This is a genomic window from Mesoflavibacter sp., from assembly GCF_964226795.1.
Classification (GTDB): Bacteria; Bacteroidota; Bacteroidia; order Flavobacteriales; family Flavobacteriaceae; genus Mesoflavibacter; species Mesoflavibacter zeaxanthinifaciens.
On record NZ_CAXQQP010000011.1, the window covers coordinates 1 to 25,591 of the forward strand.

Here is a 25,591-nt window from a genome sequence, read left to right on the forward strand (position 1 = left end):
TTGCGCCTTTTTTTTATTTCTAAATATTAATAACTGTTAAACCTTTATAGTTAAATATTAAAGTTTGCTTAAATGATTTGACAATGCCTTTAAATCAAAGTATATTATTGTAAACCAAAAAATTACAGTTATGAAAAAGATACTTACCATTTTAGCATTTTTAATTACCACATCAATTTTTGCACAAGATACTTTCACTCAAAAACATTCTGAAAAATTAGATAAAAGAGCTACAGAAATTGCTAAAGCATACGACAAACAATTAGAAATGACCACCAAACAATTTATGCTGTTTGAAAAGAAAGTAGAGGAGTTTTTAATAACAAGAAATAAAATAGAAAATAACTTCACAGGAAAAGCCAAATTAGCCAAATTATACAATATGCAGCGTGAAGAAACTGCAGAAATGGCAGATATTTTAACATCAATTCAATTAGATGTTTATAAGCAGATTAAAGATGATATTCAGCCATTAGAAACCATTAATAAAAAATAAAAATTATGAAGTTACTTAAAACATCAAGTTTGCTTTTACTAGTCATTTTATTTATAAGTTGTAATAACACAGTAAATGGGCAAGTGCCTAAAACCGTAAAGACAGCTTTTAAAAATAAGTATCCAAGTGAAAAAAATCCGAATTGGGAAAAAGATTCACATGGAAATTTTGAGGCACATTTCAAAAAAGATGGAAAAAAATACCGTGCAGATTTTTCGCCTAAAGGAAATTGGATTGAAACAGAATTAAGCATTAATAAAGAAGATCTGCCGAAAGCAATCAAACAAGTAATTAACAACAAGTTTAAAGATGAAGATATAACAGAAGTAGAATATGTGCAAAGTGCAACAAAAGGCATATTTTATGATGTAGAATTTAAACAAAAAGGTAAAAATAAAGATGTAGAATTTAGAGAAAATGGACAAATCATTAATTAATGTATATGTCATTAAACTAATTTAAACACTCAACCTTTCAATATATACATATGTAATACACTTATAAAATTAAGTTAAATCACTTGGAAATATTTTCCATGGTATTTATTTTTAATAAAAATTTAAAACATGACTTTATATAACGATTACAATTTAAAAAACACAACGCTTAAAAATAGAATAGTAATGGCTCCGATGACGCGTTGCAGAGCAATAGATAATATTCCAAATGATTTAATGACAGAATATTACAGTCAAAGAGCAGGAGCAGGATTAATTATAAGTGAAGGAACTTCTCCTTCAGTCAACGGGCTTGGTTATGCGCGTATTCCAGGCGCTTTTAGCCCAGCACAAATTGAAGGCTGGAAACAAATAGCAAAAGGAGTACATAAAAATGATGGTAAAATTTTTGTACAACTTATGCATTGCGGAAGAATGGCTGTAGATGAAAATATTCCTGATGGTGGAGAAGTTTTATCTGCAAGTGCAATAAAAGCTGATGGTGAAATGTATACCGATACAAAAGGGATGTTGCCACATACTACACCAAGAGCAATGACATTAAAAGATATAGAAAGCACCCAAAACGAATTTGTTAATAGCGCTAAAAAATTAATAGATGCAGGAATTGATGGTATCGAATTACACGCTGCAAACGGCTATTTATTAGAGCAGTTTTTAAATCCAAAATCAAACGTTAGAGATGATAATTACGGTGGAAATTTTGAAAACAGAGCTCGTTTTGTGCTAGAGACAACAGAAAAAGTAGTTGCTGCTATTGGAAGTGATAAAGTTGGAATACGTGTTTCACCATACGGTGCTAACGGAGACGTACAGTATGATTATGACGATTTAGTAGAGCTATACAACTATTTGGCTTTAGAGCTTAAAAAACTAGATATAGCTTACATACATATTGTAGATCATACAGCAATGGGCGCACCAGAATTTAAAACAGATATTAAAGCAACTATAAAAGGAAGCTTTGTTGGAACTGTAATTTCAGGTGGTGGCGTTGTTAGTGAAGCAGATGCTCAAAAAGTTTTAGATGAAGGTATGGATTTAGTTTACGTTGGTAGACCATTTATATCAAATCCAGATTTAGTTGAAAGATTTAAAAATCATAAAGAATTACAAGACCCAAATCCTGATACGTTTTACACACCAGGAAAAGAAGGTTATACAGATTATTAAAAGTGAATCCCTTAGAGTATATACGATTAATAGTTTAGATTAATTAGTTTAAAAACGCTTAGAGGTAATCTAGGCGTTTTTTAATTCTTATATATTATAATTATAGAGTACAATCAATAAACCTCTATTTTACATAATATAAATTATAATACAATTATAATAGTTAGCATAATAGCACGAAGTGCTATTTTACATAGTCATCGATAAAATGTCTTTAGACTTATATCGTAAATGATTATGTAAAGCTAATTATTATCAATCCATAATAAATATAATTGTCATTCCGCACTTGATGCGGAATCTATATCTCAAAATATAATAAATCAAGTAATCAGTGAAACTATCATAAAATTTTATTTCAAAATAATGTGATTTCTCACGTTGTTCGAAATGACTTTAAAAACCATAAAAATGGTCATATTTCATAATTCTCATAATTTTAATATTCTGTATAAATGATCGTATATTTTTAAATACGCGATTCTCAGCGATTAGAAAAATAGTAATTTAAAGGATTAATTATAACAAATCATTTTTTATATTAATTCTATTTTACATAATTATTATTTGTCATTTCGCACTAGATACAGAATTTATTTTTTTAGAGAAATTTTATCATAAAAAAACGCTTTAGAATGTTCTAAAGCGTTATTCATTATAAATCTAATTCTTGATAGATTCTTTTATTATGTGATTTCTCACTGCGTTCGAAATGACTAAAAATATATTAGTTTATTCCAACTACTTCTAAATCAAAGATTAAATCTTGACCAGCTAACGGATGATTAGCATCTATAACAATATGATCTTCATTAACTTCTGCTACACGTAATTGTTGTTGTGATCCATCTGGTGCAGATGCAACTAAGCCCATGCCAACTTCTGGAGTAATTTCTTTTGGTAATTCTTCTTTTGCTACTTTTTGAAACAATTCTGTACGCACATCTCCGTAAGCATCTGCTTTGGCTATTGTTACAGTTTTCTTTTCGTTAACTGCCATATCAATTAAAGCGTTTTCAAAACCAGGTATTAATTGTCCTTGTCCTAATTGTGCTTGTAACGGTTCTCTTTCTGCAGATGTATCAAACACTTGCCCATTGGTTAATTTACCTGTGTAATGTACTTTTACAGTATCGTTTGCTTTTACTTTACTCATAATTTTTGTTTATAATTTGTAAATAGTTACAAAGGTATGGCTCTTATATTGGTTTGACGAATAATTAAGAAATACTTTAGATTTTCAACGGTAGACCACTACTCCACTTCCAACTTATAACCAACACCATGTACGTTGGTTAGTTTAATACTTTGGTCTTCTTGTAGTTTTTTACGCAGTTTAGAGATGTAAGTATCCAAACTTCTACCAACTACTACTCCATGGTCTTCCCAAACACGTTTAGATAAAGTTTCGCGTTTAATAACTTGGTTTGGTTGTGCTATAAAAATGCTAAGAAGCTCGCATTCTTTTTTAGATAAAGTAATTACTTTAGCCTGTTTAATTAGCTTGTTTTGTTCTGGATAAAAGGTATAACTACCAATAGTTTTAGCATTTGTACTTATAGGTTGTCTTATTGCTTTGGGTTTAGATCTCAACTTTATAAACCATAATAATCCTATAATTAATAAGGCTAACGGTATAGTATAATAAGCAAAAGAAGTTGTGGTTTTTATGGTGTAAAACGCTACGGTTATAGTGTAGCAATCTTGTTTTAAAGCTCTGCCGCCACAAGGTACAATACCTTGTTCTATATCTTGTTTCATTTGGTAGCTATACGCTACTTGGTTATCGCTACAACGCTGTACTTCGGTAATATAATTATTAGGTAAATTAGCTTTTTTAAAACTTGTTTTTACTTGCTGTACTAAACTATCAGGATGTATGCTTAACCGTGTATTAAATTGTAATTGGTAATGGTTATCGCCCAAATCTTGTATCGGCGGTACTACCGTTGTGCTGTCTTGATTACTTAATAATAGTTGGTGACCAACATCTCTTAAAGCTATTTTTACTACTTGGTTTGTTGCTGGTTCTTGTGTTTTTGTGCAAGATTGTAATACCATACTAACCAAAATTAGTACGATTATAGGTTTTAAAAATAGGCGAGTTAACTTCATAAGTATTGTAAATAACATACATTTTTATGAGATTTTACAACAGTTGACACTTCTTTTACACTTTTTTGACACTTTTAACGGCTTATCGCTATAGTTTTATAATATCAAATTTTTTAAATCTCATTAATCATTAAATTTAAAGTTATGAAAAAACAAATTTTAATCCTTGGTATAGTAATTTTTGCGTTTGTATTAACAGCGTTTACCGTTTTTAAAAAAGACATTAAAGACGTTGCACCAACGCAAATAACCATTACTGAAACTGAAGACGTAATTTATGGACCTAAGGAACATGATCCAATTATTAAAAATGAAGTCTTTGAAGATTTTATCTATGAAATTGGCACACGTTTTATGCCCATTAAAAAATCAGTAGTCATTAATGCAAAAAAACTAAAAGATGTTTACGACATAGAAACACTAAACAGTATGAAAACTTTACAAGCTGTACGATTACTAAAAGTGGTTAACGATAGACAACAAGATTTAAATTTAGCCGGAACAACTACAAATTTTACTACAGAGCAACTTAATTACTTACAAACGTTAGATTATGGCGACAATATTGTTTTTAGAACAGAATTTATAGATAACTATTCTGGCGGTTATAACTACTCTACACCACATCATACCATTGTACCAGATGTGCAAGCAAAATATTCTGAAGGTTTTAAAGCATTAAAAGCCTATTTTAAAGACCAAACCGAAACAGTTAGACAAGATGTTGATCCTAAACAGCTAAAAGCAGGTAAACTATACTTTACTGTAACCAAAACAGGTGAAATTGAAAATATACATTTGGATCATAGTTCTAACTACCCAAAAGTAGATAAGCAAATTATTAAATTGATGAAAGATTTACCTGGTACTTGGACACCAGCAAAAGATGAAAACGGTAACACTGTTGACCAAGAGTTAGTTATTTCTTTTGGGTTAATGGGTTGTTAGATTTTTTCAAATAAAAAACCTCTTTAAATTTAAAGAGGTTTTTATTAATATTTTATGTAGTGTTATATTTTAGTAACGTTAACAGCATTCATACCTTTCATACCTTTTTCTAGCTCAAAAGATACTTTGTCATTTTCAGCTATTTGACTTTTAAGTCCGCTTACGTGACAAAAATATTTTTCATTATTTTCAGAATCGATAATAAATCCAAAGCCTTTAGATGTATCAAAAAAAGAGACTTTACCTTGTCTTATAGGATCTTCTTGTTCTCCTTCTTCCTTTTTTGGTACACCAAGTACAATTTCTTCAGAATCTATTTTCTTTTTCATATCTGGATCTGGTGGTGTATCTACCAAATTTCCGTTATGATCTACATATGCAAATTGTATACCATTAGAACCACCATTGGCTTCTTTTTCGGCTTTGCGAGCTTCCATTTTTTTACGTTTATCTTCTCGCTTTTTTAAACGTTTTTTTTCTTTTTCACTTTTGTTAAATGTTTGTTGTGATTTTGCCATTAGCGTATTTTAAGTTTTTAATTATTTCATTTAAAAGAAAGTAATTAATGCGATACGCTTAAAAATTCTGAATAGTTAGTGAAGTAAAGAATTAGAAAGGATTACTTGCTATAAATGAGTATACAAATATACGGTTAATTTATTTAATATTTTTTCGGTTAATTAAGTTTCAGGGTTTATTTTTGTTTAAAATTTTTTGAATGAGTTTACTTAGTATTTTCAGAATTATCGCCTTATTAGAAGGTGTATCTTATATATTATTACTTTTTATTGCAACACCTGTAAAGTATTTTGCAAACGACCCTACATATGTTAAGCTTTTAGGTATGCCACATGGGTTATTATTTGTAGCTTATATTGCTTTGGCTGTGTTGTTAAAACCAGAACAAAAATGGAATAACCGTACGTTTTTAGTTGTACTTGTTGCTTCTTTAATTCCTTTTGGAACTTTTTACGTAGACAAAAAGTTTTTAGCTAAAAAAAAGTAGGCTTCTCTCCTACTTTTTTAATCGGTCTTTAACGTATTCTATTTGTGTTTTTCCGTGTGGTTTAGGTTTTCCATCTTCACCTAAATTTACCATGATAATATCTTCTACAGTAATAATAGTTTCGCGTGTACGCATATTACGCACTTCACATTTAAGGGTTAACGATGTGCCACCAAACTTTTTAACATCAATACCAATCTCTACAATATCACCTTCGGTTGCTTTACTCATAAAGTTAATTTCACTCATGTATTTAGTAACCACTTTATTGTTTTCTAATTGTACTATGCTGTAAAGTGCTGCTTCTTCATCAATCCAAGCTAGTAATTTACCACCAAACAAAGTACCGTTTGGATTTAAGTCTTCTGGTTTTACCCATTTTCTTGTATGAAATCTCATAGGCTAAAATAAATTTTGTTGTTGAGCTTCGTTAGGGACTTTTAATTGAGCGCCTAATTCTGCATTTAATTGTTTTATAAAATATGCTGAAAGTAAAGGTGATTCTTTTTCTATGTTTTGATGTATAAAAAAATCTATCTCTTTAATTCCTTGTGTTTTCCAAGTTTTTAATCGTTTTATCCAATCGTCAAGTCGTGTATAATCTGTAGGATGATTTGCGCCAACGTAACGCACAAAAGCAGTTGGATTGGTTAATCGCATATGCATCAAATCACGTCTTCCTGCTGTATCAACAATAACATTTGATATGTTATTAGTTTCTAAAAGTTGAAATAACTCTTCTGAAACGGTTGGATCGTTATACCAATCGGTATGTCTAAACTCTACTGCTAATGGTACTTCTTTTGGCCAATCTTCAATAAAATTAACAACACGATTAAAATCTTTTGGTGCAAAATTATTATGCATTTGCAAAAAAATAGTACCTAATTTTTCTTCTAAATTAATAGCAGAATATAGATAGTTATCTACGACTTCTTTAACTTCGTTAAGACGTTTCCAATGACTAATTTCTTGATTTAGCTTAGGAAAAAACTTAAAATTTGATGGTGTTTTTTCTCTCCATTTTTCAAATTGTTCTGGCGGAAAAATTCGGTAAAAAGTTGCATTAAGCTCTATACTATTAAATTGTGAAGAATAATACTCCAATTCGTCTTTTGTGCCTCTTGGATAGAAGCCTTTTAGGTCTGCTCTATTCCATTTTGCGCAACCAACATATATTTCTGGTTCATTATCATCTTTTACCAAATTAAGCACACGTTTTGTGTCTTTATGGTCTTCTGGTAAAGTAAAATCTATATCTTCTGGGTTAGTAACGCTTCCAAATTTCATTTAATCCATATTTATTTCAAAATTACAATTTATAGATTGTTAATAAGACCGTTAAAAACAATTTTTTACTATGTCTGTATTGCTATTATTTATCGATAATTTTAGTAAAAATTACTATCATGACTACGCGAGATCAACAACTGTTAGCTGCAAGACCAATTATTGAAAGTATTATTATTAATGAAACAATGAGTAGTGAAGAACGCTTTCAAAATGAAACGTTAAGACCAGTAATTAAATTGCAAAATGATTTATTTATTGAGGTTTTTAGAAATTACATTGCAAAACATAAAAATGTATTTTACCAATTGACATTAGAAAAGCGTTTAAATTATATTGAAAATGCTATACATAAAGACATTAAGTTTAGAAACAGCCTTAAAGGTATGGTGATTGGTCAATTTACAGTAGATGAATATTTGACGTATATAAAAAACTCATCAGCGCTAAATAAACGTATGATGAATATTGTAAAACAACGTTTACAAAGCAATATTCAATTATTTGAAAAGCCTAAATATTTATCTGCGGTTTAAGATAAAATGACAACAAAACAACAACTTTTACAGATTTGTAATACACATGTAGATAATCGCATAAAGGATTACAAAAACGAGATTGAACTTTTAAAAGAATCTTTAGAAAATAACGATAAACCAAATAACGAAGACGACGATTCTGGTAACGGTAAATTAATGAATGACCTTGAAAAAAACATAGGTTATTTAAACGAAGCTAGAAAAACACAAGAATACCTTAAGCTTGTTAAAACCAATTTACTATCGCCTAACGTGGCTTTAGGAAGCTTAGTAAAAACGGATAGTTTGCAATTTTTTATTGCTATTAGTTTAGGTAAAATAGAATTAGATGGTGATACGTTTTATGTTATTTCTTTACAATCTCCAATAGGTCAATTATTAAAGCAAAAAACAGTTGGTGATCGTTTTGAATTTAATGGCACTAAATATATCGTTACCGAAGTAGACTAATCGTTAAGTATAGAAACACCGTTAAGATCTGTATTTAAGACATCGCTCATATAATCAAAAAATGGACGAATGGCTTTAAATGCTGTATCTACTTCATTTATAAAGTTATCTGATAAAACTTGATTGTCTGTAAACGGTTTAGTAAAAATATACTGTTTACGACGTATTAAATCTATTGCTGGATGTTCTTTATCAAAACCTTTTGGTGCTGTTTTAAGGCTGTCTCCTTTAAAATCTCCCCAAATAGTAGAAAAGCTTTTATCGTTTAATATATCGCGCATCTCTTGATCGTCTGTTTCAAACTCTTTTCTAATGCGTAGTAAATCTTCTTTATTTGGATCCCAAAACCCTGTAGCAATAAAACTTTCGTCATTTGGCTGAATATGTATATAATATCCACCTCTAAGTTTAGGTTTTACACGATTAAAGGAACAACCAAAATGAGTTTTATAAGGTTGTTTGTTTTTAGAAAATCTTACGTCTCTATATATTCTAAACTGCTTTAACTTATCTATTTGGTCATGTTTATTAATTAGAGTAAATAATTCCTCATTAAACGCTTTTACTTCCTTTTCTATAGTTTTAAATTCTGGTTTTCTTTCATTAAACCAATCTCTATTATTATTTTTTTCTAGTTGTTTTAAAAATGTGAATACGTGTTTAGATATAGTCGATTTCATTAAGATTTAATTTTTATTAAAATTACAAAAAAACCTCAGTTTAAACTGAGGTTTTTTTGTTTCATAGCAATTTATGTAGTTATTAATCTACTGCATCTTCTACATCATCTGCAACATCTTCTACAGTATCTTCTACTTTTTCTCCTGTAGATTTTTCTTCTCTACAAGATGTAAATGCTGCTGCTAATGAGAACATTAAAATAAATGCATAAATAGATTTTTTTAAAGTAAATTTCATAATATTTGGTTTTTAGTGGTTAATATTTATTGTTCATCAGTCATTTCTTCGACTTCTGCTTTGCTTTCTTCTTTAACTTCTTCAATTTCATCTTCTACGTCTTCCATTGCGTCTTTAACATCGTCTGAAGCTTCATCAATGTCGTCTTGCATTTCGTCCATAGTTTCTTCAATTTTTTCTTCTGGTGTTTTCTTTTCTTCTCTACAACTTGTAAACACTGTGGTTAGTGAGAACAAGATTAAGAAGGTGTATATTAATTTTTTCATCGTTTTTTGGTTTTTATTGGTTAATAAATAGAACTAATCAGCTAGCTTATTTTTGCTTCTAAATTATTTTAAGTAACTGATTAGTTGACTAGTATTTATCTAGTTGCTCCTCTTAATAGTGATACTACAAATAACACTAAAAAGACAAAGAATAAGATTTTAGCAATTCCTGCAGCTGCTCCTGCAACGCCTCCAAATCCTAAGATTCCGGCTATAATTGCGATAATGATAAATGTGATTGTCCAACGTAACATAATTTTTTGGTTTTAAATGGTTAATATTAAACTAACAGCACTTTGCTTTTAGTTGTTAGAGAATTGTTTCTCTAAATTTTGTGATTCAAATGATAATTTATTATCAAATTGAAGTGTTCTGATAGGGAACGGAATGTTAATGTCCGCTTTATCGTATGCTTTTTTAATTTCTATAATTGCTGTACTTTTTGCTCTTAATTTTTCTAGAGCATTTTCGGCATCAATCCAGAATCTGCATAAATAGTTGATTGAACTTGATCCGTATTCTGTAAAATAAAACTCTACATCTTCTGGTTTTTCTATCTGATCAAATGTGTTACAGATTGTTTCTTTAGTTAATTGCTCTACTTGTTCTAAATCCGACTCATATCCAACGCCGCACTCTAAAAACACTCTCATTTTTGTAGTTAGTGTGTAGTTTTTTAGTGGATTTTCTAAAATCTTCTTATTAGGAATAACTACAATGTTGTTATCTGCTTCTTTTAAGGTGAAATCTTTAAGGTTAATATCCATAACTTCTCCAGAAAATCCATTGGTCTCTACCCAATGCCCTATTTGTATTTTCTTTCTAAAAGACAATACAATACCTGCAAAGGTGTTAGATAATGTACCTTGTAAAGCTAATCCAATTGCTAATCCAGCAACACCAGCACCAGCTAATAATGAGGTTAATGTTTTACTAAGATTTAATATACCTAAGGCTAAAAATAATCCAGCTAATACTACAACTACTGCAGAAATGCGTCCTACCATATTAGTTATAGAGTTTTGTTCTACTCTTCTAGCCATTAGCTTGCTTACATATTTGTTTACATATTTTGAAACAAAATATGCGGCAAATAATACTAAGATTGCTAAAATTAAGTTTGGTATATTGGTTACTATTATATTAAACCAGCCTTCTAATTTATCTATCAATAAATTATATGCTTCGGATAATTGATCTTTCATAATGTTAAATTTTTAAGGTTAGTACTGTATCTAAATTGCTAAAATATTAGCTAGCTACTGCTTCTTCCTTTAATTGCTCTGTAGACTTTTTTGTCCAAGCATTTAACATCCAGCTAGTTTTTTCTAATTCTCTTATATAAGCACCAACTAAATCAATTGTACCTTCATCTCCTGCATTTTCAGCAGAATCTATAACACTAGACATTTGCGCTAAAATAATTTTGTGGTCGTTTAAAAGAGTTTCTATCATTTTTTGGTCAGAAATCATAGCGCTTTCCTCCTGTACAGTAGCTATTTTAATGTAATCACTAAATTTACTAACAGGATGATGTCTAAGTGTTAAAATTCGCTCAGCTATTTCATCAATTTTAATTTGTGCATCATTGTACATGTCTTCAAACTGTTCATGTAGGTCAAAAAAGTTTTTTCCTAATATATTCCAGTGAAAACTTCTTAGTTTTTGGTAGTACATATGGTAGTCAGATAATAATGTATTTAAATCCATTACTACTGGTAATAATTTTTCATCTTGCATATTCAAATAACTCATAATCAATATTATATTTTGGGTTGTTTATTTTGTTTAACAGTTCTAAATTACAATTAAACAATATTGATTACTAGCCATTTAACTAGCTTTAACTAATAGCTAAGTCTTTTAACATAAAATTGTGTTAAGAAAAAAATGAGTTGTTAAAACGATTAACAGTTTAATCAAACTCTAACTTATGAAGAATAAGTCCAGATGCAGGAGCTACATAATCTATAGCTACAGTGTTTTCGGGTGTTAAGCTAGATTTAATGTCGTTTAAAGTAAGTTCTCCTCTACCTAAATTGATTAATGCTCCCATCATTAATCGTATTTGATTACGCATAAAACCTTTACCTCTAACACGAAGCATATATGTCTTTTCTGGAAAGAAATTTGCAGAGTAAAGTGTGTTTTCTACGATTTCGCAAGTATCAATTTCTCTTTCGTAAACACCATGATCTGTAGGTCTAAAACAATAGCTTTTTAGATAATGTCTACCTTCAAAAAGTTTTGCGCCTTCTTTCATCACTTCAATATCTAAAGGATCTAAAATAGTAGTCATTATTGGTGCACAAAACGGATGAAATTTACCACCAAATGCAAAAATGTATATGTATTCTTTAGTTTTTGAAGATTGAATAATATTAAATTTACTATCTACTTCTTTGATAGATTTAGCACGAATGTCTTGAGGTAAATTGTAATTAAATAGCTCTAAAAACGCTTCAAAATCTTCAATAGGTTCTTCTAAAAATAACTCAAAAGCAGCGTTTTCTGCACTAACCATAGCATCAGTACGACCAGAAACTAAGGTTTTAAATGGTTTTTTATTTAAAATGAAATTTAAAGTACGATCTACCATTAAATGTAACGTCTTTACATTGGGTTGTTTTTGCCAACCGTGAAAACGATAGCCTAAGTATTGAATGGTGATAACGTAAAAAAATTTCTTTTTCATAATTATTGCCGAAAATAAGTTATTACATTTCAATTGGCAAAAATTTTATAAATTGTATATCATTAAAAAACTAACTAAATTTTAAAATTATGACAACAACCACACAAAAACCTCCAATTTGGTTCTGGATAATAAGCATTATTGCTTTATTATGGAATGCAATGGGCGTATTAGCTTATATTGGACAAGCATTTTTAACCGAAGAAGCTATCGCTGCAATGCCACCAGAACAACAAGAAATTTATAGTATAGATTTTCCTGCTTGGTATACTGCTGCATTCGCAATTGCTGTTTTTGCTGGATTTGGAGCATGCATCCTATTATTATTGAGAAAAAAACTAGCTAATATCTTTTTTATAGTTTCTTTTATTGCTGTAATCGTTCAATCTATTTACACGTTTTTCATATCACCAATTTCAGATAAAATGTCTGGATTTGATACAAGTATGTCAATTTCAATACCTATAATAGCTATTCTATTAATAGTATTTTCAAATAAAGGAATTGCAAAAGGTTGGCTTAAGTAATAAGTTTTAACTCCCATAAAAAAGCATTAGAAATTTCTAATGCTTTTTTATTTATTAATAAATCTTAGATTTGTTTATCAACATTTATAATTATGGTTTTATCTACTTTAGATTGGGTAATAATTGTCTTTTTTTTAATTCTATTTGCAGGAATAGGAATTTTTGTTTCTAAACAAGCCGGGAAAGACACAAAATCATTTTTCTTATCAAGCCGAAACATGCCTTGGTGGTTACTTGGTGTAAGCATGGTTGCAACAACATTTGCTGCAGATACACCTGGATTAGTAACCGAATTGGTTAGGACCAACGGTGTTTCTGGAAACTGGGTTTGGTGGGCAATGCTACTAACCGGTATGTTAACCGTATTTTTTTACGCTAGATTATGGCGCAAAAGCGGAATAACAACAGATCTAGAGTTTTACGAGTTACGCTATAGCGGAAAAACGGCTAGTTTTTTACGCGGATTTAGAGCTATCTATCTTGGTGTAATTTTTAATATTATTACTATGGCTGGCGTATGTTTGGCTGGTGCGAAAATTGCAAATATTTTATTAGGAATATCACAAGAAGAAATGTTGCTTTACGCCTCTATTATTGTAGTTGTTTACTCTACTTTAGGAGGATTAAAAGGTGTATTAATTACCGATTTTATTCAATTTATTATTGCAATGGTTGGAAGTATTTGGGCTACAATATACATAGTTAACATCCCTGAAATTGGTGGAATTGATAATCTTTTAACAAGTGAAAATGTAGTAGATAAATTAGCATTCTTTCCTGATTTTAGTAATACAGAAGCATTAATTACTTTGCTAATTATTCCGTTAGCAGTACAATGGTGGAGCACGTGGTATCCTGGTGCAGAACCTGGTGGCGGCGGATATATTGCGCAACGAATGCTAGCTGCTAAAAACGAAAAACACGCGACTTGGGCAACTCTATTTTTTAATGTAGCACATTATGCAATTCGTCCTTGGCCTTGGGTTGTGGTTGGTTTGGCTTCAATTGTTGTTTTTCCTAATTTAAATGCCATCTCAGAAACCTTTCCCAACCTTACAAAGCAAATGCAAGGTCACGATGTAGCTTACGCAGCAATGATGACGTATTTACCTGCAGGATTAATTGGTATTGTTTTAACATCACTTATTGCAGCGTTTATGAGTACTATTTCGACACAATTAAATTGGGGAAGTTCTTACATAGTAAACGATTTTTACAAACGATTTCTAAAACCAGAAGCTACGGATAAAGAGCAGGTTTTAGTTGGACGTATCTCTACAGTATTATTGATGTTATGTGCTGCATTATTTTCATTTTATTTACAATCGGCAGCAGATGTATTTAATTTATTACTTCAAATTGGTGCTGGAACAGGATTACTTTTTATTTTGCGTTGGTTTTGGAGCAGAATTAATCCGTACAGTGAAATTGCAGCTATGGTAATCTCGTTTTTAATTGCTGTTTTCTTCTTTATAAACGGAAAATTAGATACACCAATGGTAACAATTGCTGGACATTGGCAATTAGTTTTAGGTGTAGTAATTACGACTTTTGGTTGGATTATCGTGACTTTACTAACACAACCTACAGATGCAAAAACTTTAGCTACTTTTAATGCTCTAATTTTTGGTAACGAATCAAAATTTAAAGGATTTGGCAACAAAACAATTAGTTTTTTCTGTGGTGTTTTTGGTGTATATGCGTTATTATTTTCAATTGGAAGTTTTATTTATGGCAATACTTTAAAAGGATTTGTTTTATTAGTTATTACAACTGTTTTAGGAATTATTATTTATAAATTGAATAAGTTTTAATTATGAATTACCCTTTTGATCCAAAATTAAAACACCATATTATTATAGGTTTATTACTTGCTATTTGGATTTTTGTCTTTCTTTATTTTACAGAACCTTTGGACGTAGACGAGTTTGGCGATACAGAAAAACTAATCTACTTGCCTGGATATGGCATAATTGGCGGTATTTCTTACCTTTTATTTTTGCCTTTACAATACAAACTATTGCCTTATAAGATAAAAAAATGGACTATTGCTAAAGAAATTGTTTTTCTGCTTACGTATACCATTATAACTCTAACGTTTGTTAGATTGTACTACTTATATGTAATTATGGATGGCATTCCAAACCCTTACACTTTGGGTTACATGCTTAAAGCTATTTTACTACCTGCAGCTGGTACTATTATACCTATAATCATAATCGCTAGATTTGCTTTTGGTAAATATTTTGAAAAACAAGTTGAAGATCAAAAAATAGAAATTAAAGGAGAAGGTAATTTTGAAGGTATAAGATTGCATTTAAATGACCTGATTAGCATACAATCTTCAGATAATTATATTGAAGTATTATATCTATCAGGAAATGAATTAAAAAAAACCTTAATAAGAAATAAACTTTCAGTCATAGATGAAACTTTTGACGAATTGATTAGAACACATCGTTCATATCTTGTTAACCCATATCATTTTCAGCAATGGAAAACCGAAAAAGGAAAGCATTTTTTAATTTTAAATCATGCTATCGAAATTCCTATTTCAAAAACATATTTAAGTAGCATAAAACAACGGTTTAATTCTACCACAACAACATAACATTTCGCCCCAAAGTCAATAAAACAAAGGGTTTTATCAAGATTAGATTTTAATTTAGCAGTATCAAAGTTTAATCAAAAATTTAATAAAGATGAAATCTATTGTAATGCTAATTTTAATCGTTTGTCTATCTATTTTCAACCTAAATGCACAACAACAAGTACAAAAAGAAATTGTCTTAGTCGGCACAATGCATAAGGTTCCAAAAATTGTAAAGCATAGTTATAAACCTATGCTAAGACGTGCCAAAAAATATAATCCGACAGCAATATATGTAGAGAGTCCTAAAGGAAATGACAGTTTAAGTTGGGCATATTTAAAAAATGGATGGTCTAAAAGTTATAAGCAATTCTACCATTTGTCAGATTCTATTAAAAACGTTTTTACACCAGATAGTACTAAAGTTTTATCACTTTTAGAAAAAGACTTTTCAGCCATGACGAAACAAGATTTACAATATTTACAAAAAACATTTGCTTACCATAGAGACGACGCTAATTTTGGATTTTACAGTTATATTTTAAAGCACGGCTTAAAAGGAAGTAAAAAACCAACACGTTATGAAGATGGTGATCTTACTTATAAATTAGCCATACATCAAAATATTAAACTATTAAATGCTATGGATGATCAACGAACCAACGATAAATATCATGAAGGTTGGTCTAAATGTTATAAAGAGGGAAAAAATAATGGGAATAACGCTATTATGAAAAAACTAAATAAAAAGGACTATAACTCGGCAATTTTACCTGCGATATTTAGAGGTTTAGGAAAACACACCAATAAGAAAAAATCTTTGCAAACAAGCCATCAATTAGCTGCATTTACTTACACAAAAAATATGACCGATGGTTGTAAACAAGGCGAAAAATACTGGAACGAAAGAAATATGCGTATGGCAAAAAACATCGGTGATAGCGTAAAAGCCTCAGATAAAACACGAAATATTGTTATTGTTGGTGCTGCTCATATAATAGGGTTAGAAAAGGAATTAAAAGAAAATTATCCGAAGTTTAAAATAACCCTTGTAAACGAATTATAAAGCAAAAAACGCTAGATGCTTATCTAGCGTTTTTTTTATCTCTTTGTTTTAGCACATTTATAACATCTTCTAATTTAAAGCCTTTAGCTTGTAATAACATTAAATAGTGAAATAATAAATCAGCGCTTTCATTTAAAAATAAATCGTCGTTATTGTCCTTAGCTTCTATTACAACTTCTACAGCCTCTTCACCAACTTTTTGAGCCACTTTATTAATTCCTTTTGCAAATAATGAAGCTACATACGATTTTTCTGTGTTACCGGCTTCTACTCTACTTTGTATTGTGTTTTCTAATTGGGTTAAAAATCCGAAAGATTCGGTATTTGCTTCATCCCAACACGTATCGCTTCCTGTGTGACACGTTGGTCCTTTTGGATTTACTGAAATTAATAACGTATCGTTATCACAGTCTAGTTTAATATCTACTAAGTTTAAAACGTTACCGCTTTCTTCACCTTTGGTCCAAAGTCGGTTTTTGGTACGGCTAAAAAAGGTTACTAACTTCGTGTCTTGTGTTTTTTTAAACGCTTCTTCGTTCATATAACCCAACATTAACACATTTTTGGTTGTGGCATCTTGAATGATTGCTGGGACTAATCCGTCGTTATTTTTATTAAAATTTATGTTCATTATATTTTTACGCTTTATGAGATCCTGAATCAAGTTCAGGATAAGATTTATAATCTAACAGAAATACCTTTCTGCTTTAATTCTTCTTTTAAGTCTTTTATTTCTATTTCACCAAAATGAAATACACTGGCAGCCAAAGCTGCATCTGCTTTTCCTTCTTTAAATGTATCTGTAAAATGCTGAATAGTTCCTGCGCCACCAGAAGCAATTATCGGAATATTTACAGTGTCTGACAGTTTAGCTAAAGCTTCGTTTGCAAACCCGTTTTTTGTTCCGTCGTTATTCATAGAAGTAAACAGGATTTCGCCTGCGCCTCTTGTTTCAACTTCTTTTGCCCAATCAAATAAATCTAATTCGGTTGGAATGCTTCCACCAGCTAAATGGACTTTCCATTGTCCATTAACTTGTTTGGCATCTATAGCAACCACAACACATTGACTACCAAATTTACTTGACAATTCGTTTACCAATTCTGGTCGTTTTACTGCTGAAGAATTTACAGATATTTTATCTGCACCAGATTTTAAAAGTACATCTACATCTTCAACACTTGAAATTCCGCCACCAACAGTAAATGGAATATTGACTTGTTCGGCAACTTTAAGCACCATTTCAATCATTGTTTTTCTACCTTCTAAAGTTGCAGAAATATCTAAAAACACCAATTCGTCTGCACCTTTTACCGCATACTGTTTTGCTAATTCTACAGGATCGCCTGCGTCCCTTAAATTAACAAAATTAACGCCTTTAACGGTTCGACCGTTTTTAATATCTAGACAAGGTATGATTCGTTTTGTTAGCATAAATTCTATTCGTCATTGCGAACATAGTGAAGCAATCTTTTACAAAGAATGAGATTGCCACGCTTACGCTCGCAATGACATTAATTTTTTATTATAAAAAGCGTTCTAATTCTTTTAAACTTATTCTGTTTTCGTAAATGGCTTTACCAATTATTACACCATCGCATCCAATTTCAGATAAAACTTCAACATCTTCAATAGTTGTTACTCCACCAGAAGCGATTAGCTTTACAGATTGATCTGAGCTACCATTAGTACATTGGTTAATTATTTTTTTATACAAATCTACGGATGGACCTTGAAGCATTCCGTCTTTTGAAATATCTGTACATACCACATACTGAATACCATTTTTTTGATATTCCTGAATAAACGGAACAACCTCTAAACTACTTTCTTCTAACCAACCAGAAATAGCGATTTTTTCGTTTTTACAATCGGCACCAAGGATAATTTTTTGGGTACCGTATTTATTAATCCATCGTAAAAAAGTGTCGGTGTTTTTTACAGCTATACTACCACCTGTAATTTGTTTAGCACCAGAATTAAATGCTATAAATACATCGTCGTCGGATTTAAGTCCGCCACCAAAATCAATTTTTAAATTGGTTTTGGTTGCAACCTTTTCTAACACTTTATAGTTGACTACGTGGTCTGCTTTAGCGCCTTCTAAATCTACCATATGCAAGTATTCTATGCCTGCATCTTCAAATTGCTTGGCTACTTCTAGTGGATTTTCATTGTACATTTTTGTGGTGCTGTAATCGCCTTTAGTTAATCTTACGCACTTTCCTTCTATTATATCTATTGCTGGTATTATTCTCATAATTATTTCCTGCGTAGGCAGGAATCTTTTTAGTTAATATATAGGCTTCGACTGCGCTCAGCCTGACATTTTTATTTTATAAATTGATGAAATTTCTCAAAATTTGTTCACCTGCTAAAGATGATTTTTCTGGATGAAATTGCACACCGTAAAAATTATCTTTTTGTAATGCTGAAGCGTATTCTACATCATAAGTTGTTGTTGCGATTGCGTCTTTGCATTGTTCTGCATAAAAACTATGGACTAAATACATAAACTCATCGTCTTTAACTCCTTTAAACAAATCTGATTGAAGATTATTAATCGTATTCCAACCCATTTGTGGCACTTTTACTGTGTTTGAAAAGCGTTTTACATCTACATCAAAAATACCTAAGCCTTTTGTATGTCCTTCTTCTGTAGATTTACACATTAATTGCATACCTAAACAAATCCCTAAAACAGGTTGTTTTAACTTCGGAACCAAACGATCCAAACCTGACTCTTTTAGCTTTTGCATTGCACTACTCGCCTCGCCTACACCAGGAAAGATCACTTTGTCTGCTGCTTTAATTTCTTCAGGATTATTAGTTAACAACGCTTCAAAACCTAAGCGCTTAAAAGCAAATTGAATGCTTTTGATGTTTCCTGCACCGTAATTTATGATGACAATATTTGCCCCTTCTGACTTCCCCAAAGGGGAAGAATTAGCCTCTGTATTTAAATTTTCTTTATCCATTTTTTAGTGTTATTTGTCATTCAGAGCAAAGCGAAGAATCTTTAAATTAGAGATTCTTCAGTCGTTCCTCCTTCTGAATGACAAGTACTACAACATTCCTTTTGTACTTGGTAAAATCATTTTTTCAACATCGCGTTTTACAGCCATTTTTATGGCTTTTGCAAATGCTTTAAAAATAGCTTCTATTTTGTGATGCTCGTTTGTACCTTCTGCTTTAATGTTTAGGTTACATTTTGCACCATCTGTAAAGGATTTAAAGAAGTGAAAAAACATTTCGGTTGGCATTTTACCAATCATTTCACGTTTAAAATCGGCTTCCCAAACCAACCAATTTCTACCACCAAAATCTATTGCAGCTTGCGCAAAACAATCGTCCATTGGTAGACTAAAACCGTAACGTTCTATACCTAATTTGTTCCCTAAAGTCGTTGCAAACACTTCACCTAAAGCTATTGCTGTATCTTCAATCGTGTGATGCTCGTCTACTTCTAAATCACCATCAACCTTAATGTTTAAATCTAATTGTCCGTGACGTGCAATTTGGTCTAACATATGGTCAAAAAAAGCAATGCCAGTATCTATATTACTTTGTCCTGTTCCGTCAAGATTTAAATCGATTTTAATCTTGGTTTCATTGGTGTTTCGCTCGATGCTTCCTGTGCGTTCTTTAGCTTTTAAGAATTTATAGATTTCTTCCCAATCATTACTTTCTAATGCGATAAACTGGTCTAAAGCGTCTCGTTGTACCGTGATTTCATCGGTTCCTAAATTGGTATTGTCATCGATAAAAATGCCTTTAGAACCAAGGTTTTTAGCTAATTCAACATCGGTTAAACGGTCACCAATGACAAACGAATTTTCTAAATCGTAATCTTCGCTAAAATACTTGGTTAGCAAACCTGTATTTGGTTTTCGAGTTGGTGCGTTATCCTTAGCAAAAGTTCTGTCGATAAATTGTTCTTCAAAAATAACACCTTCATTTTCAAAAGATTGAAGTACAAAATTATGAACAGGCCAAAACGTATTTTCTGGATACACATCTGTTCCCAATCCATCTTGATTGGTAATCATTACGATTTCAAAATCTAATTCTTTTGCGATTTTACTTAAATACGTGAACACTTTTGGATAAAATACCAACTTCTCAAAACTATCGATTTGCTCGTCTGCTGGTTCTTTAATCAATGTGCCATCACGGTCTATGAATAGTACTTTTTTCATTTTTTATGTTTTCGTCAGTTCGAGTGAATTTCTTATGAATATCACTCGATGTGACGTTTATATATTATTTAATACTGTAATCAATTTCGCATTCTCATCACTTGTGCCAACCGTAAAACGTAAACAGTTTTTGCAAAGTGGTTGATTGGTTCTATTACGAACAACAATGCCTTTTTCTACTAACTGATTGTATCGATTAGTCGCATCATCAACTTTTACTAACACAAAATTAGCTTGTGTTGGATATATAGTATCAATCCAAGTAATCGACATTAAGGCTTTAATTAACAAGCGTCTTTCTGAAATTATATTCTGAATTTCGTTTTGAACGTCTTGTTGATTTTCTAAACGTTGGATTGCCTTTTGCTGCGTTAGTTGATTGACGTTATATGGTGGTTTTATTTTATTTAAAATTGAAATAATTTCGTTAGATGCATAACAAATCCCGAGTCTGATTCCTGCCATTCCATAAGCTTTAGATAGCGTTTGTGTAACTATCAAATTTGGGAAATGTGATAATTTTGATATCCAACTTTCGTCTTCTGAAAAATCGATATACGCTTCATCAATCACTACTATCCCATTGAAATTAGTTAATAACTTTTCAATTTTTGAAGCTTCAAAACTATTCGCTGTTGGATTGTTTGGCGAGCATAAAAACAACAGTTTGGTGTTGTCATTTTGAGTGTTAAGAATGTCGTCTACTTTTGGTTGAAAATCAGTATCCAATTCGACCGTTATAACGTCTACTGCATTTGTATTTGCTAATACGTCGTACATACCGTATGTTGGCGGTAATGTGATGATATTATCTTGATTAGGCTCACAAAAGGCTCTAAAAATTAAGTCTAACACTTCATCACTTCCGTTGCCTAACAGGATATTCTCGGTTGGAATGTTTTTTATGTTTGACAACATTGATTTTACATCCTTTTGTTGCGGATCAGGATAGCGATTTACACCATTTTCAAACGGATTTTCATTTGCATCTAAAAAAATCATTTGGTTTGATGTTGCGTCTTTAAACTCATCTCTCGCAGAAGAATACGGTTTTAAGGCTGCGATGTTTGGTCTAACTAAGTTATTTATGTTGAAAGTTGTTTTCATTTAATTTGATTTTCGTCAGTTCGAGTGATTTTCTTTTGAAAATCGTATCGAGAACTTTTGCATCTCGATACAATTTCTCATTCTTCGAAATCACTCGATGTGACGTTTGCTATATATCTTTTAATCTAATTGAAACTGCGTTTTTATGCGCTTGCAAACCTTCAGCTTCAGCCATTAGTTCTATAGTGCTTCCTATGTTTTTCAAACCTTCTTTTGTGATGTTTTGAAACGTAATCGCTTTTGTGAAACTGTCTAAATTTACACCAGAATACGCTTTGCTAAATCCATTAGTTGGCAAGGTATGATTAGTACCAGATGCATAATCGCCAGCGCTTTCAGGTGTGTAATTACCTATAAACACAGAACCTGCATTTTGAATGCCATCAACATAAAAATCGTTGTTTTTTGTTGCAACAATAAAGTGTTCTGGACCGTAATCATTGATTAAATCTAAAGCTTCTTCATCTGAATTTACTAAAATAGATTTTGAATTATTGATAGCTTGTTGCGCAATATCTTGTCTTGGTAATGCTTTGATTTGCGTGTTAATTTCAGTTTCAACTTCATTAATGAAATTCTCAGACGTTGATACTAAAATGACTTGACTATCAGTTCCATGTTCTGCTTGACTTAATAAATCTGAAGCCACGTAACTTGCATTTGCACTATCGTCTGCCACAACTAACAATTCGCTTGGTCCTGCAGGCATATCGATAGCAACACCATATTTAGTAGCCAATTGCTTTGCAACAGTTACAAATTGGTTTCCTGGTCCGAATATTTTATAAACTTGCGGAATAGTTTCTGTTCCAAATGTTAATCCTGCAATCGCTTGAATGCCACCAACTTTTACAATTTTAGTCACACCACAAAGTTGAGCTGCATATAAAATTTCGTTAGCAATTTTACCGTCTTTATTTGGTGGCGAACATAACACAACTTCTTTACAACCAGCGATATTTGCAGGAATTGCTAACATTAAAACTGTTGAAAATAATGGCGCAGTACCAGCAGGAATATAAATCCCAACTTTTTGTATGGCACGTATTTCTTGCCAGCAGGTAATTCCAACAGATGTTTCTACGCTTACCCTTTCTGTTTTTTGTGCTTTGTGAAATGTTTCAATATTTGATTTTGCTTGGTTAATCGCAGATTTTAATTCTGATGATAATTTAGAAGATGCATCTTCTATTTCTTGCACAGTTACAAGATTAGATCGTAAATCAGCGCCATCAAATAACTTTGTGTATTTTGAAACTGCTGCATCACCATTGCGTTGTACGTCTTCAAAAATTTGATTAACTGTACTTTCTATATCGTTAACGGTTTGTGTTGGTCGCTTTAAAATCTCTAACCAGGTGTTTTTATTTGGGTATTTTATTGCTTTCATTCTTCTCTATACTATTTTTCGTTCCTCAAAATCACTCGAAGTGACATTACTTATAAAACCATATTTTCAATTGGACAAACTAATATACCTTCTGCTCCATTGGTTTTTAATTCGTCTATAATTTCCCAGAAATCGTTTTTGTTGATTACCGAGTGTAGTGAACTCCAGCCTTCTTCGGCTAGTGGTAAAACGGTTGGACTTTTCATTCCTGGTAAAATATTGATAATGTCTTCTACTTTGTTGTTTGGCGCGTTAAGTAATACGTAACGTGAATTTCTTGCTTTTAAAACCGATTGTAATCTAAACTGTAACTTGTTTAAAATCGCTTGATTTTCAGATGAAATTTGAGGTGAAACTGCAAGTACAGCTTCAGATTTTAAAATGACTTCAACTTCTTTAAGATTGTTTTTAAACAAAGTGCTTCCGCTAGACACAATATCAACAATAGCATCTGCTAGTCCAATGTTTGGTGCTATTTCTACGGAACCATTAATAATGTGCAAATTCGCGTTAACATTGTTATCTTTTAAGAATTGGTTGACAGTGTTTGGGTAAGATGTTGCGATACGTTTTCCTTCTAAATCTTTAATAGAATTGTAGCTTTTTCCTTTTGGAATTGCGACAGACACTTTACAGCTAGAAAATCCTAATTTCTCTGCAACAGTAATGTCTTGACCTTTTTCCACCAAAACGTTTTCACCGATAATAGCGACGTCTACAACACCATCTTTTAAGTACTGCGGAATGTCTCCGTTACGCAAATAAAATACTTCTAATGGGAAGTTTTTAGCTGATGCTTTGAGTTGGTCTTTACCATTATCGATAGAAATACCAACATCTTTAAGGATTTTCATAGAATCCTCATTTAATCGTCCTGATTTTTGAATTGCAATTTTTAATTTACTCATTTTTCTTTTTTGTTAAAGTGCTTGAGCAAATCTTAGTGAAGTTTTTAGTAATAAAAAAACCGCTTGATTTACTCAAACGGTTTTAAAAATATTTTGTTTTTATTCAATACATTTCTAGCTCGCTTGAGTGCAAGTATGGAAATGATGATGATGTAATTGAATAAAAGTCATGTCTAGTTTTGTTCTGTACAAAGATTGTAAATTAATATTTAAAATTCCAAATTATGAAATGTTAAAATTAATTTAATTATTATTGGTTACCTAAAATTATAGGCATTCCGCTTTCGCCAGAACCAATTATAACTACTTTACTATTAGGTGATTCTGCTAATTTATTAGTCGCTTCAATACCCTTATCTTGAAGGATTTTATCTGTTAAAGAAGCGCTTAAAATTCTATTAGCATCTGCTTTACCTTGTGCCTCAATACGTTGTTTTTGAGCTTCTTTTTCAGCAGTAACTAATCTAAATTCATACTCTAAAGATTCTTGTTCTTGTCTAAGTTTTCTTTCTATAGCTTCTTTAATTGTAGGTGGTAACGTAACATCTCTAATCAAAACATTGTTAAGTTGAATGTATTGACTTTCTACAATTTTTCTAGTTTCTTCAAAAATTTCTTCTTGAATAGCATCTCTTTTAGTAGAATATAATTGTTCTGGAGTATAACGACCTACTACACTTCTTGCAGCACTTCTTATAGCAGGTTGTAAAACTCTGCTTAAATAATTTTCTCCTTTCTCATTATGCAATTTTCCTAAGTTTTTAACATCTGGTTCGTATAACACCGATGCATCTAATTTTATATCTAATCCATTAGATGATAATACAGACATTTTTTCTGGAATTTCTTGCTGACGTGTTTCATAATCTATAACTCTATTCCATGGAGCAATTATATGAAAACCTGGACCTAAAGGTACTTTATTAGAGTCTACACCATCTCCTAAAGTTTCATATAAAACAGCAGCATGACCGGCATCTATGGTGACAGCAGATTTAGCTATTATAATTATAAATATAACTCCCGCAATAATAAAAGGGAATGCAATTTTTGGTAATTTTTCCATTGTAATTTTTATTTTAAATTAATCCTTTATATTTCCTGATAAACCATTCTAAAGCCAAGCACAATGCTATAAAAAATAGTAGATAATACCAGTCTATCAAAGGTACAACTCTTTTATTGGTTTTAAGAATTGGCTGATAACGATTATCTGATAATAAACTATCTGCCAAAGTAGAAGTGTTATCAATAAAATAAGTTTGACCTTTACTATTAGTAGCAACTTGTTGCAGCTTTGTTACATTGGCGTTTAAAAATTGTTGCTCTACATTAAATGGTATAATTTTAAAATTACCTGACGATGATAATTTATCTGTAGTAGAACTAACTGTAAAACTGTAATCTCCAGCGTCTAAACCATTTAAATTAACTTGATAACTGTTGTTTT

32 protein-coding genes and 1 pseudogene are annotated in these 25,591 nt (G+C 31.1%); 11 read left to right on the forward strand and 22 right to left on the reverse strand.

Annotation, left to right across the window (positions count from 1 at the left end):
• Positions 1-130: 130 nt before the first annotated feature.
• From ACEQT4_RS10380 to ACEQT4_RS10390, 3 genes are all read left to right on the forward strand, one after another.
• Positions 131-496, forward strand: a complete 366-nt coding sequence (locus ACEQT4_RS10380; RefSeq protein ID WP_370227524.1) for a hypothetical protein — start codon at positions 131-133, stop codon at positions 494-496.
• A 5-nt stretch (positions 497-501) separates the two neighbouring features.
• Complete coding sequence (locus tag ACEQT4_RS10385) at positions 502-933, forward strand: PepSY-like domain-containing protein (protein WP_106677737.1); 432 nt, start codon at positions 502-504, stop codon at positions 931-933.
• A 129-nt stretch (positions 934-1,062) separates the two neighbouring features.
• Positions 1,063-2,127, forward strand: coding sequence for an alkene reductase (locus tag ACEQT4_RS10390; RefSeq protein WP_370227526.1), 1,065 nt, complete (start codon positions 1,063-1,065; stop codon positions 2,125-2,127).
• A 727-nt stretch (positions 2,128-2,854) separates the two neighbouring features.
• On the opposite strand, the gene ACEQT4_RS10395 is transcribed toward ACEQT4_RS10390, so the two are convergent.
• Positions 2,855-3,283: a peptidylprolyl isomerase gene (locus ACEQT4_RS10395; RefSeq protein ID WP_027879004.1), complete on the reverse strand. Its 429-nt coding sequence runs from the start codon at positions 3,281-3,283 to the stop codon at positions 2,855-2,857.
• A gap of 98 nt (positions 3,284-3,381) precedes the next feature.
• Positions 3,382-4,188 carry a helix-turn-helix domain-containing protein gene (locus ACEQT4_RS10400; protein WP_370227529.1) on the reverse strand — a complete coding sequence of 269 codons (807 nt, stop codon included), beginning with the start codon at positions 4,186-4,188 and terminating at the stop codon, positions 3,382-3,384.
• A gap of 198 nt (positions 4,189-4,386) precedes the next feature.
• Between ACEQT4_RS10400 and ACEQT4_RS10405 the strand changes: the two genes are divergently transcribed.
• Positions 4,387-5,190, forward strand: a complete 804-nt coding sequence (locus ACEQT4_RS10405; RefSeq protein ID WP_370227531.1) for an energy transducer TonB — start codon at positions 4,387-4,389, stop codon at positions 5,188-5,190.
• Between the two features lie 62 nt (positions 5,191-5,252).
• On the opposite strand, the gene ACEQT4_RS10410 is transcribed toward ACEQT4_RS10405, so the two are convergent.
• On the reverse strand, positions 5,253-5,708 hold the full coding sequence (locus ACEQT4_RS10410) for a cold-shock protein (protein ID WP_027879000.1): 456 nt from the start codon (positions 5,706-5,708) through the stop codon (positions 5,253-5,255).
• A gap of 200 nt (positions 5,709-5,908) precedes the next feature.
• On the opposite strand from ACEQT4_RS10410, the gene ACEQT4_RS10415 reads away from it, so the two are divergent.
• A complete protein-coding gene (locus tag ACEQT4_RS10415; RefSeq protein ID WP_370227533.1) occupies positions 5,909-6,196 on the forward strand; it encodes a DUF3817 domain-containing protein in 288 nt (95 codons plus the stop codon).
• Between the two features lie 9 nt (positions 6,197-6,205).
• Here the strand turns inward: ACEQT4_RS10415 and ACEQT4_RS10420 are convergent, their stop codons facing one another.
• Together ACEQT4_RS10420 and ACEQT4_RS10425 are read right to left on the reverse strand one after the other, a co-directional pair.
• A complete protein-coding gene (locus ACEQT4_RS10420; protein WP_027878998.1) occupies positions 6,206-6,595 on the reverse strand; it encodes an acyl-CoA thioesterase in 390 nt (129 codons plus the stop codon).
• Between the two features lie 3 nt (positions 6,596-6,598).
• A complete protein-coding gene (locus ACEQT4_RS10425; RefSeq protein ID WP_370227536.1) occupies positions 6,599-7,486 on the reverse strand; it encodes a DUF72 domain-containing protein in 888 nt (295 codons plus the stop codon).
• A 119-nt stretch (positions 7,487-7,605) separates the two neighbouring features.
• Here ACEQT4_RS10425 and ACEQT4_RS10430 point away from each other — a divergent pair, with 119 nt between their 5' ends.
• A complete protein-coding gene (locus tag ACEQT4_RS10430; RefSeq protein WP_370227538.1) occupies positions 7,606-8,022 on the forward strand; it encodes a glyoxalase in 417 nt (138 codons plus the stop codon).
• A gap of 6 nt (positions 8,023-8,028) precedes the next feature.
• The gene (locus ACEQT4_RS10435; RefSeq protein WP_027878995.1) at positions 8,029-8,475 is read left to right on the forward strand and encodes a hypothetical protein; all 447 of its coding nucleotides are present in this window, start codon (positions 8,029-8,031) and stop codon (positions 8,473-8,475) included.
• On the opposite strand, the gene ACEQT4_RS10440 is transcribed toward ACEQT4_RS10435, so the two are convergent.
• The 7 genes from ACEQT4_RS10440 to ACEQT4_RS10470 all read right to left on the reverse strand — a co-directional run bounded on the left by ACEQT4_RS10440 (position 8,472) and on the right by ACEQT4_RS10470 (position 12,354).
• Positions 8,472-9,155, reverse strand: coding sequence for a DUF2461 domain-containing protein (locus ACEQT4_RS10440; protein ID WP_370227540.1), 684 nt, complete (start codon positions 9,153-9,155; stop codon positions 8,472-8,474). The genes ACEQT4_RS10435 and ACEQT4_RS10440 overlap by 4 nt on opposite strands.
• 82 nt (positions 9,156-9,237) lie before the next feature.
• Positions 9,238-9,393, reverse strand: a complete 156-nt coding sequence (locus tag ACEQT4_RS10445) for a hypothetical protein (RefSeq protein WP_169558268.1) — start codon at positions 9,391-9,393, stop codon at positions 9,238-9,240.
• A 26-nt stretch (positions 9,394-9,419) separates the two neighbouring features.
• Positions 9,420-9,659 carry a hypothetical protein gene (locus tag ACEQT4_RS10450; RefSeq protein WP_223076755.1) on the reverse strand — a complete coding sequence of 80 codons (240 nt, stop codon included), beginning with the start codon at positions 9,657-9,659 and terminating at the stop codon, positions 9,420-9,422.
• Between the two features lie 95 nt (positions 9,660-9,754).
• Positions 9,755-9,913: a DUF1328 family protein gene (locus ACEQT4_RS10455; RefSeq protein WP_027878992.1), complete on the reverse strand. Its 159-nt coding sequence runs from the start codon at positions 9,911-9,913 to the stop codon at positions 9,755-9,757.
• Between the two features lie 48 nt (positions 9,914-9,961).
• On the reverse strand, positions 9,962-10,864 hold the full coding sequence (locus ACEQT4_RS10460) for a mechanosensitive ion channel family protein (RefSeq protein WP_370227543.1): 903 nt from the start codon (positions 10,862-10,864) through the stop codon (positions 9,962-9,964).
• A 46-nt stretch (positions 10,865-10,910) separates the two neighbouring features.
• Entirely contained in the window at positions 10,911-11,414 is a 504-nt protein-coding gene (locus ACEQT4_RS10465; protein ID WP_027878990.1) for a Dps family protein, read from the reverse strand.
• Between the two features lie 160 nt (positions 11,415-11,574).
• Positions 11,575-12,354, reverse strand: coding sequence for a tRNA pseudouridine(38-40) synthase TruA (locus tag ACEQT4_RS10470; protein ID WP_370227545.1), 780 nt, complete (start codon positions 12,352-12,354; stop codon positions 11,575-11,577).
• A gap of 89 nt (positions 12,355-12,443) precedes the next feature.
• On the opposite strand from ACEQT4_RS10470, the gene ACEQT4_RS10475 reads away from it, so the two are divergent.
• From ACEQT4_RS10475 to ACEQT4_RS10490, 4 genes are all read left to right on the forward strand, one after another.
• Positions 12,444-12,881 (forward strand): hypothetical protein, encoded by a 438-nt coding sequence (locus tag ACEQT4_RS10475; protein WP_370227547.1) that lies wholly within the window; start codon positions 12,444-12,446, stop codon positions 12,879-12,881.
• 92 nt (positions 12,882-12,973) lie between these two features.
• Positions 12,974-14,695: a sodium:solute symporter family protein gene (locus tag ACEQT4_RS10480; RefSeq protein ID WP_370227549.1), complete on the forward strand. Its 1,722-nt coding sequence runs from the start codon at positions 12,974-12,976 to the stop codon at positions 14,693-14,695.
• Positions 14,696-14,697: 2 nt separating this feature from the next.
• A complete protein-coding gene (locus tag ACEQT4_RS10485) occupies positions 14,698-15,492 on the forward strand; it encodes a LytTR family DNA-binding domain-containing protein (protein WP_370227551.1) in 795 nt (264 codons plus the stop codon).
• 91 nt (positions 15,493-15,583) lie between these two features.
• The gene (locus ACEQT4_RS10490; RefSeq protein WP_370227553.1) at positions 15,584-16,537 is read left to right on the forward strand and encodes a DUF5694 domain-containing protein; all 954 of its coding nucleotides are present in this window, start codon (positions 15,584-15,586) and stop codon (positions 16,535-16,537) included.
• A 19-nt stretch (positions 16,538-16,556) separates the two neighbouring features.
• On the opposite strand, the gene hisIE is transcribed toward ACEQT4_RS10490, so the two are convergent.
• The 10 genes and pseudogenes from hisIE to ACEQT4_RS10540 form a co-directional block, all read right to left on the reverse strand.
• On the reverse strand, positions 16,557-17,168 hold the full coding sequence (hisIE, locus tag ACEQT4_RS10495; protein WP_370227555.1) for a bifunctional phosphoribosyl-AMP cyclohydrolase/phosphoribosyl-ATP diphosphatase HisIE: 612 nt from the start codon (positions 17,166-17,168) through the stop codon (positions 16,557-16,559).
• A gap of 47 nt (positions 17,169-17,215) precedes the next feature.
• Positions 17,216-17,971, reverse strand: a complete 756-nt coding sequence (hisF, locus tag ACEQT4_RS10500; protein ID WP_370227557.1) for an imidazole glycerol phosphate synthase subunit HisF — start codon at positions 17,969-17,971, stop codon at positions 17,216-17,218.
• A 91-nt stretch (positions 17,972-18,062) separates the two neighbouring features.
• Complete coding sequence (gene hisA, locus ACEQT4_RS10505) at positions 18,063-18,797, reverse strand: 1-(5-phosphoribosyl)-5-[(5-phosphoribosylamino)methylideneamino]imidazole-4-carboxamide isomerase (protein ID WP_370227559.1); 735 nt, start codon at positions 18,795-18,797, stop codon at positions 18,063-18,065.
• A gap of 76 nt (positions 18,798-18,873) precedes the next feature.
• Positions 18,874-19,515, reverse strand: a complete 642-nt coding sequence (hisH, locus tag ACEQT4_RS10510; RefSeq protein ID WP_370227561.1) for an imidazole glycerol phosphate synthase subunit HisH — start codon at positions 19,513-19,515, stop codon at positions 18,874-18,876.
• 87 nt (positions 19,516-19,602) lie between these two features.
• Entirely contained in the window at positions 19,603-20,736 is a 1,134-nt protein-coding gene (hisB, locus tag ACEQT4_RS10515) for a bifunctional histidinol-phosphatase/imidazoleglycerol-phosphate dehydratase HisB (protein WP_370227563.1), read from the reverse strand.
• Positions 20,737-20,793: 57 nt separating this feature from the next.
• Complete coding sequence (gene hisC / locus ACEQT4_RS10520; RefSeq protein WP_370227565.1) at positions 20,794-21,843, reverse strand: histidinol-phosphate transaminase; 1,050 nt, start codon at positions 21,841-21,843, stop codon at positions 20,794-20,796.
• 109 nt (positions 21,844-21,952) lie between these two features.
• Positions 21,953-23,233 (reverse strand): histidinol dehydrogenase, encoded by a 1,281-nt coding sequence (hisD, locus tag ACEQT4_RS10525; RefSeq protein ID WP_370227567.1) that lies wholly within the window; start codon positions 23,231-23,233, stop codon positions 21,953-21,955.
• Positions 23,234-23,283: 50 nt separating this feature from the next.
• Positions 23,284-24,141, reverse strand: coding sequence for an ATP phosphoribosyltransferase (gene hisG, locus ACEQT4_RS10530; protein ID WP_370227569.1), 858 nt, complete (start codon positions 24,139-24,141; stop codon positions 23,284-23,286).
• Between the two features lie 250 nt (positions 24,142-24,391).
• The gene (locus tag ACEQT4_RS10535) at positions 24,392-25,207 is read right to left on the reverse strand and encodes a prohibitin family protein (protein WP_370227571.1); all 816 of its coding nucleotides are present in this window, start codon (positions 25,205-25,207) and stop codon (positions 24,392-24,394) included.
• 13 nt (positions 25,208-25,220) lie between these two features.
• Positions 25,221-25,591: pseudogene (locus ACEQT4_RS10540) on the reverse strand (VWA domain-containing protein); the annotation flags it as partial.

Bases quoted from the DNA above. Each gene is read 5' to 3' on its own strand.
- ACEQT4_RS10460 (WP_370227543.1), bottom strand. From the start codon at position 10,864: ATGAAAGATCAATTATCCGAAGCATATAATTTATTGATAGATAAATTA.
- ACEQT4_RS10385 (WP_106677737.1), top strand. From the start codon at position 502: ATGAAGTTACTTAAAACATCAAGTTTGCTTTTACTAGTCATTTTATTT.
- ACEQT4_RS10490 (WP_370227553.1), top strand. From the start codon at position 15,584: ATGAAATCTATTGTAATGCTAATTTTAATCGTTTGTCTATCTATTTTC.
- ACEQT4_RS10440 (WP_370227540.1), bottom strand. From the start codon at position 9,155: ATGAAATCGACTATATCTAAACACGTATTCACATTTTTAAAACAACTA.
- hisH (WP_370227561.1), bottom strand. From the start codon at position 19,515: ATGGATAAAGAAAATTTAAATACAGAGGCTAATTCTTCCCCTTTGGGG.
- hisC (WP_370227565.1), bottom strand. From the start codon at position 21,843: ATGAAAACAACTTTCAACATAAATAACTTAGTTAGACCAAACATCGCA.
- hisB (WP_370227563.1), bottom strand. From the start codon at position 20,736: ATGAAAAAAGTACTATTCATAGACCGTGATGGCACATTGATTAAAGAA.
- ACEQT4_RS10390 (WP_370227526.1), top strand. From the start codon at position 1,063: ATGACTTTATATAACGATTACAATTTAAAAAACACAACGCTTAAAAAT.
- ACEQT4_RS10480 (WP_370227549.1), top strand. From the start codon at position 12,974: ATGGTTTTATCTACTTTAGATTGGGTAATAATTGTCTTTTTTTTAATT.
- ACEQT4_RS10415 (WP_370227533.1), top strand. From the start codon at position 5,909: ATGAGTTTACTTAGTATTTTCAGAATTATCGCCTTATTAGAAGGTGTA.
- ACEQT4_RS10485 (WP_370227551.1), top strand. From the start codon at position 14,698: ATGAATTACCCTTTTGATCCAAAATTAAAACACCATATTATTATAGGT.
- ACEQT4_RS10475 (WP_370227547.1), top strand. From the start codon at position 12,444: ATGACAACAACCACACAAAAACCTCCAATTTGGTTCTGGATAATAAGC.
- ACEQT4_RS10400 (WP_370227529.1), bottom strand. From the start codon at position 4,188: ATGGTATTACAATCTTGCACAAAAACACAAGAACCAGCAACAAACCAA.
- ACEQT4_RS10395 (WP_027879004.1), bottom strand. From the start codon at position 3,283: ATGAGTAAAGTAAAAGCAAACGATACTGTAAAAGTACATTACACAGGT.
- ACEQT4_RS10470 (WP_370227545.1), bottom strand. From the start codon at position 12,354: ATGAAAAAGAAATTTTTTTACGTTATCACCATTCAATACTTAGGCTAT.
- ACEQT4_RS10465 (WP_027878990.1), bottom strand. From the start codon at position 11,414: ATGAGTTATTTGAATATGCAAGATGAAAAATTATTACCAGTAGTAATG.
- hisIE (WP_370227555.1), bottom strand. From the start codon at position 17,168: ATGAACATAAATTTTAATAAAAATAACGACGGATTAGTCCCAGCAATC.
- ACEQT4_RS10380 (WP_370227524.1), top strand. From the start codon at position 131: ATGAAAAAGATACTTACCATTTTAGCATTTTTAATTACCACATCAATT.
- ACEQT4_RS10435 (WP_027878995.1), top strand. From the start codon at position 8,029: ATGACAACAAAACAACAACTTTTACAGATTTGTAATACACATGTAGAT.
- ACEQT4_RS10455 (WP_027878992.1), bottom strand. From the start codon at position 9,913: ATGTTACGTTGGACAATCACATTTATCATTATCGCAATTATAGCCGGA.
- hisF (WP_370227557.1), bottom strand. From the start codon at position 17,971: ATGCTAACAAAACGAATCATACCTTGTCTAGATATTAAAAACGGTCGA.
- hisA (WP_370227559.1), bottom strand. From the start codon at position 18,797: ATGAGAATAATACCAGCAATAGATATAATAGAAGGAAAGTGCGTAAGA.
- ACEQT4_RS10425 (WP_370227536.1), bottom strand. From the start codon at position 7,486: ATGAAATTTGGAAGCGTTACTAACCCAGAAGATATAGATTTTACTTTA.
- ACEQT4_RS10405 (WP_370227531.1), top strand. From the start codon at position 4,387: ATGAAAAAACAAATTTTAATCCTTGGTATAGTAATTTTTGCGTTTGTA.
- ACEQT4_RS10445 (WP_169558268.1), bottom strand. From the start codon at position 9,393: ATGAAATTTACTTTAAAAAAATCTATTTATGCATTTATTTTAATGTTC.
- hisG (WP_370227569.1), bottom strand. From the start codon at position 24,141: ATGAGTAAATTAAAAATTGCAATTCAAAAATCAGGACGATTAAATGAG.
- hisD (WP_370227567.1), bottom strand. From the start codon at position 23,233: ATGAAAGCAATAAAATACCCAAATAAAAACACCTGGTTAGAGATTTTA.
- ACEQT4_RS10430 (WP_370227538.1), top strand. From the start codon at position 7,606: ATGACTACGCGAGATCAACAACTGTTAGCTGCAAGACCAATTATTGAA.
- ACEQT4_RS10420 (WP_027878998.1), bottom strand. From the start codon at position 6,595: ATGAGATTTCATACAAGAAAATGGGTAAAACCAGAAGACTTAAATCCA.
- ACEQT4_RS10410 (WP_027879000.1), bottom strand. From the start codon at position 5,708: ATGGCAAAATCACAACAAACATTTAACAAAAGTGAAAAAGAAAAAAAA.
- ACEQT4_RS10535 (WP_370227571.1), bottom strand. From the start codon at position 25,207: ATGGAAAAATTACCAAAAATTGCATTCCCTTTTATTATTGCGGGAGTT.
- ACEQT4_RS10450 (WP_223076755.1), bottom strand. From the start codon at position 9,659: ATGAAAAAATTAATATACACCTTCTTAATCTTGTTCTCACTAACCACA.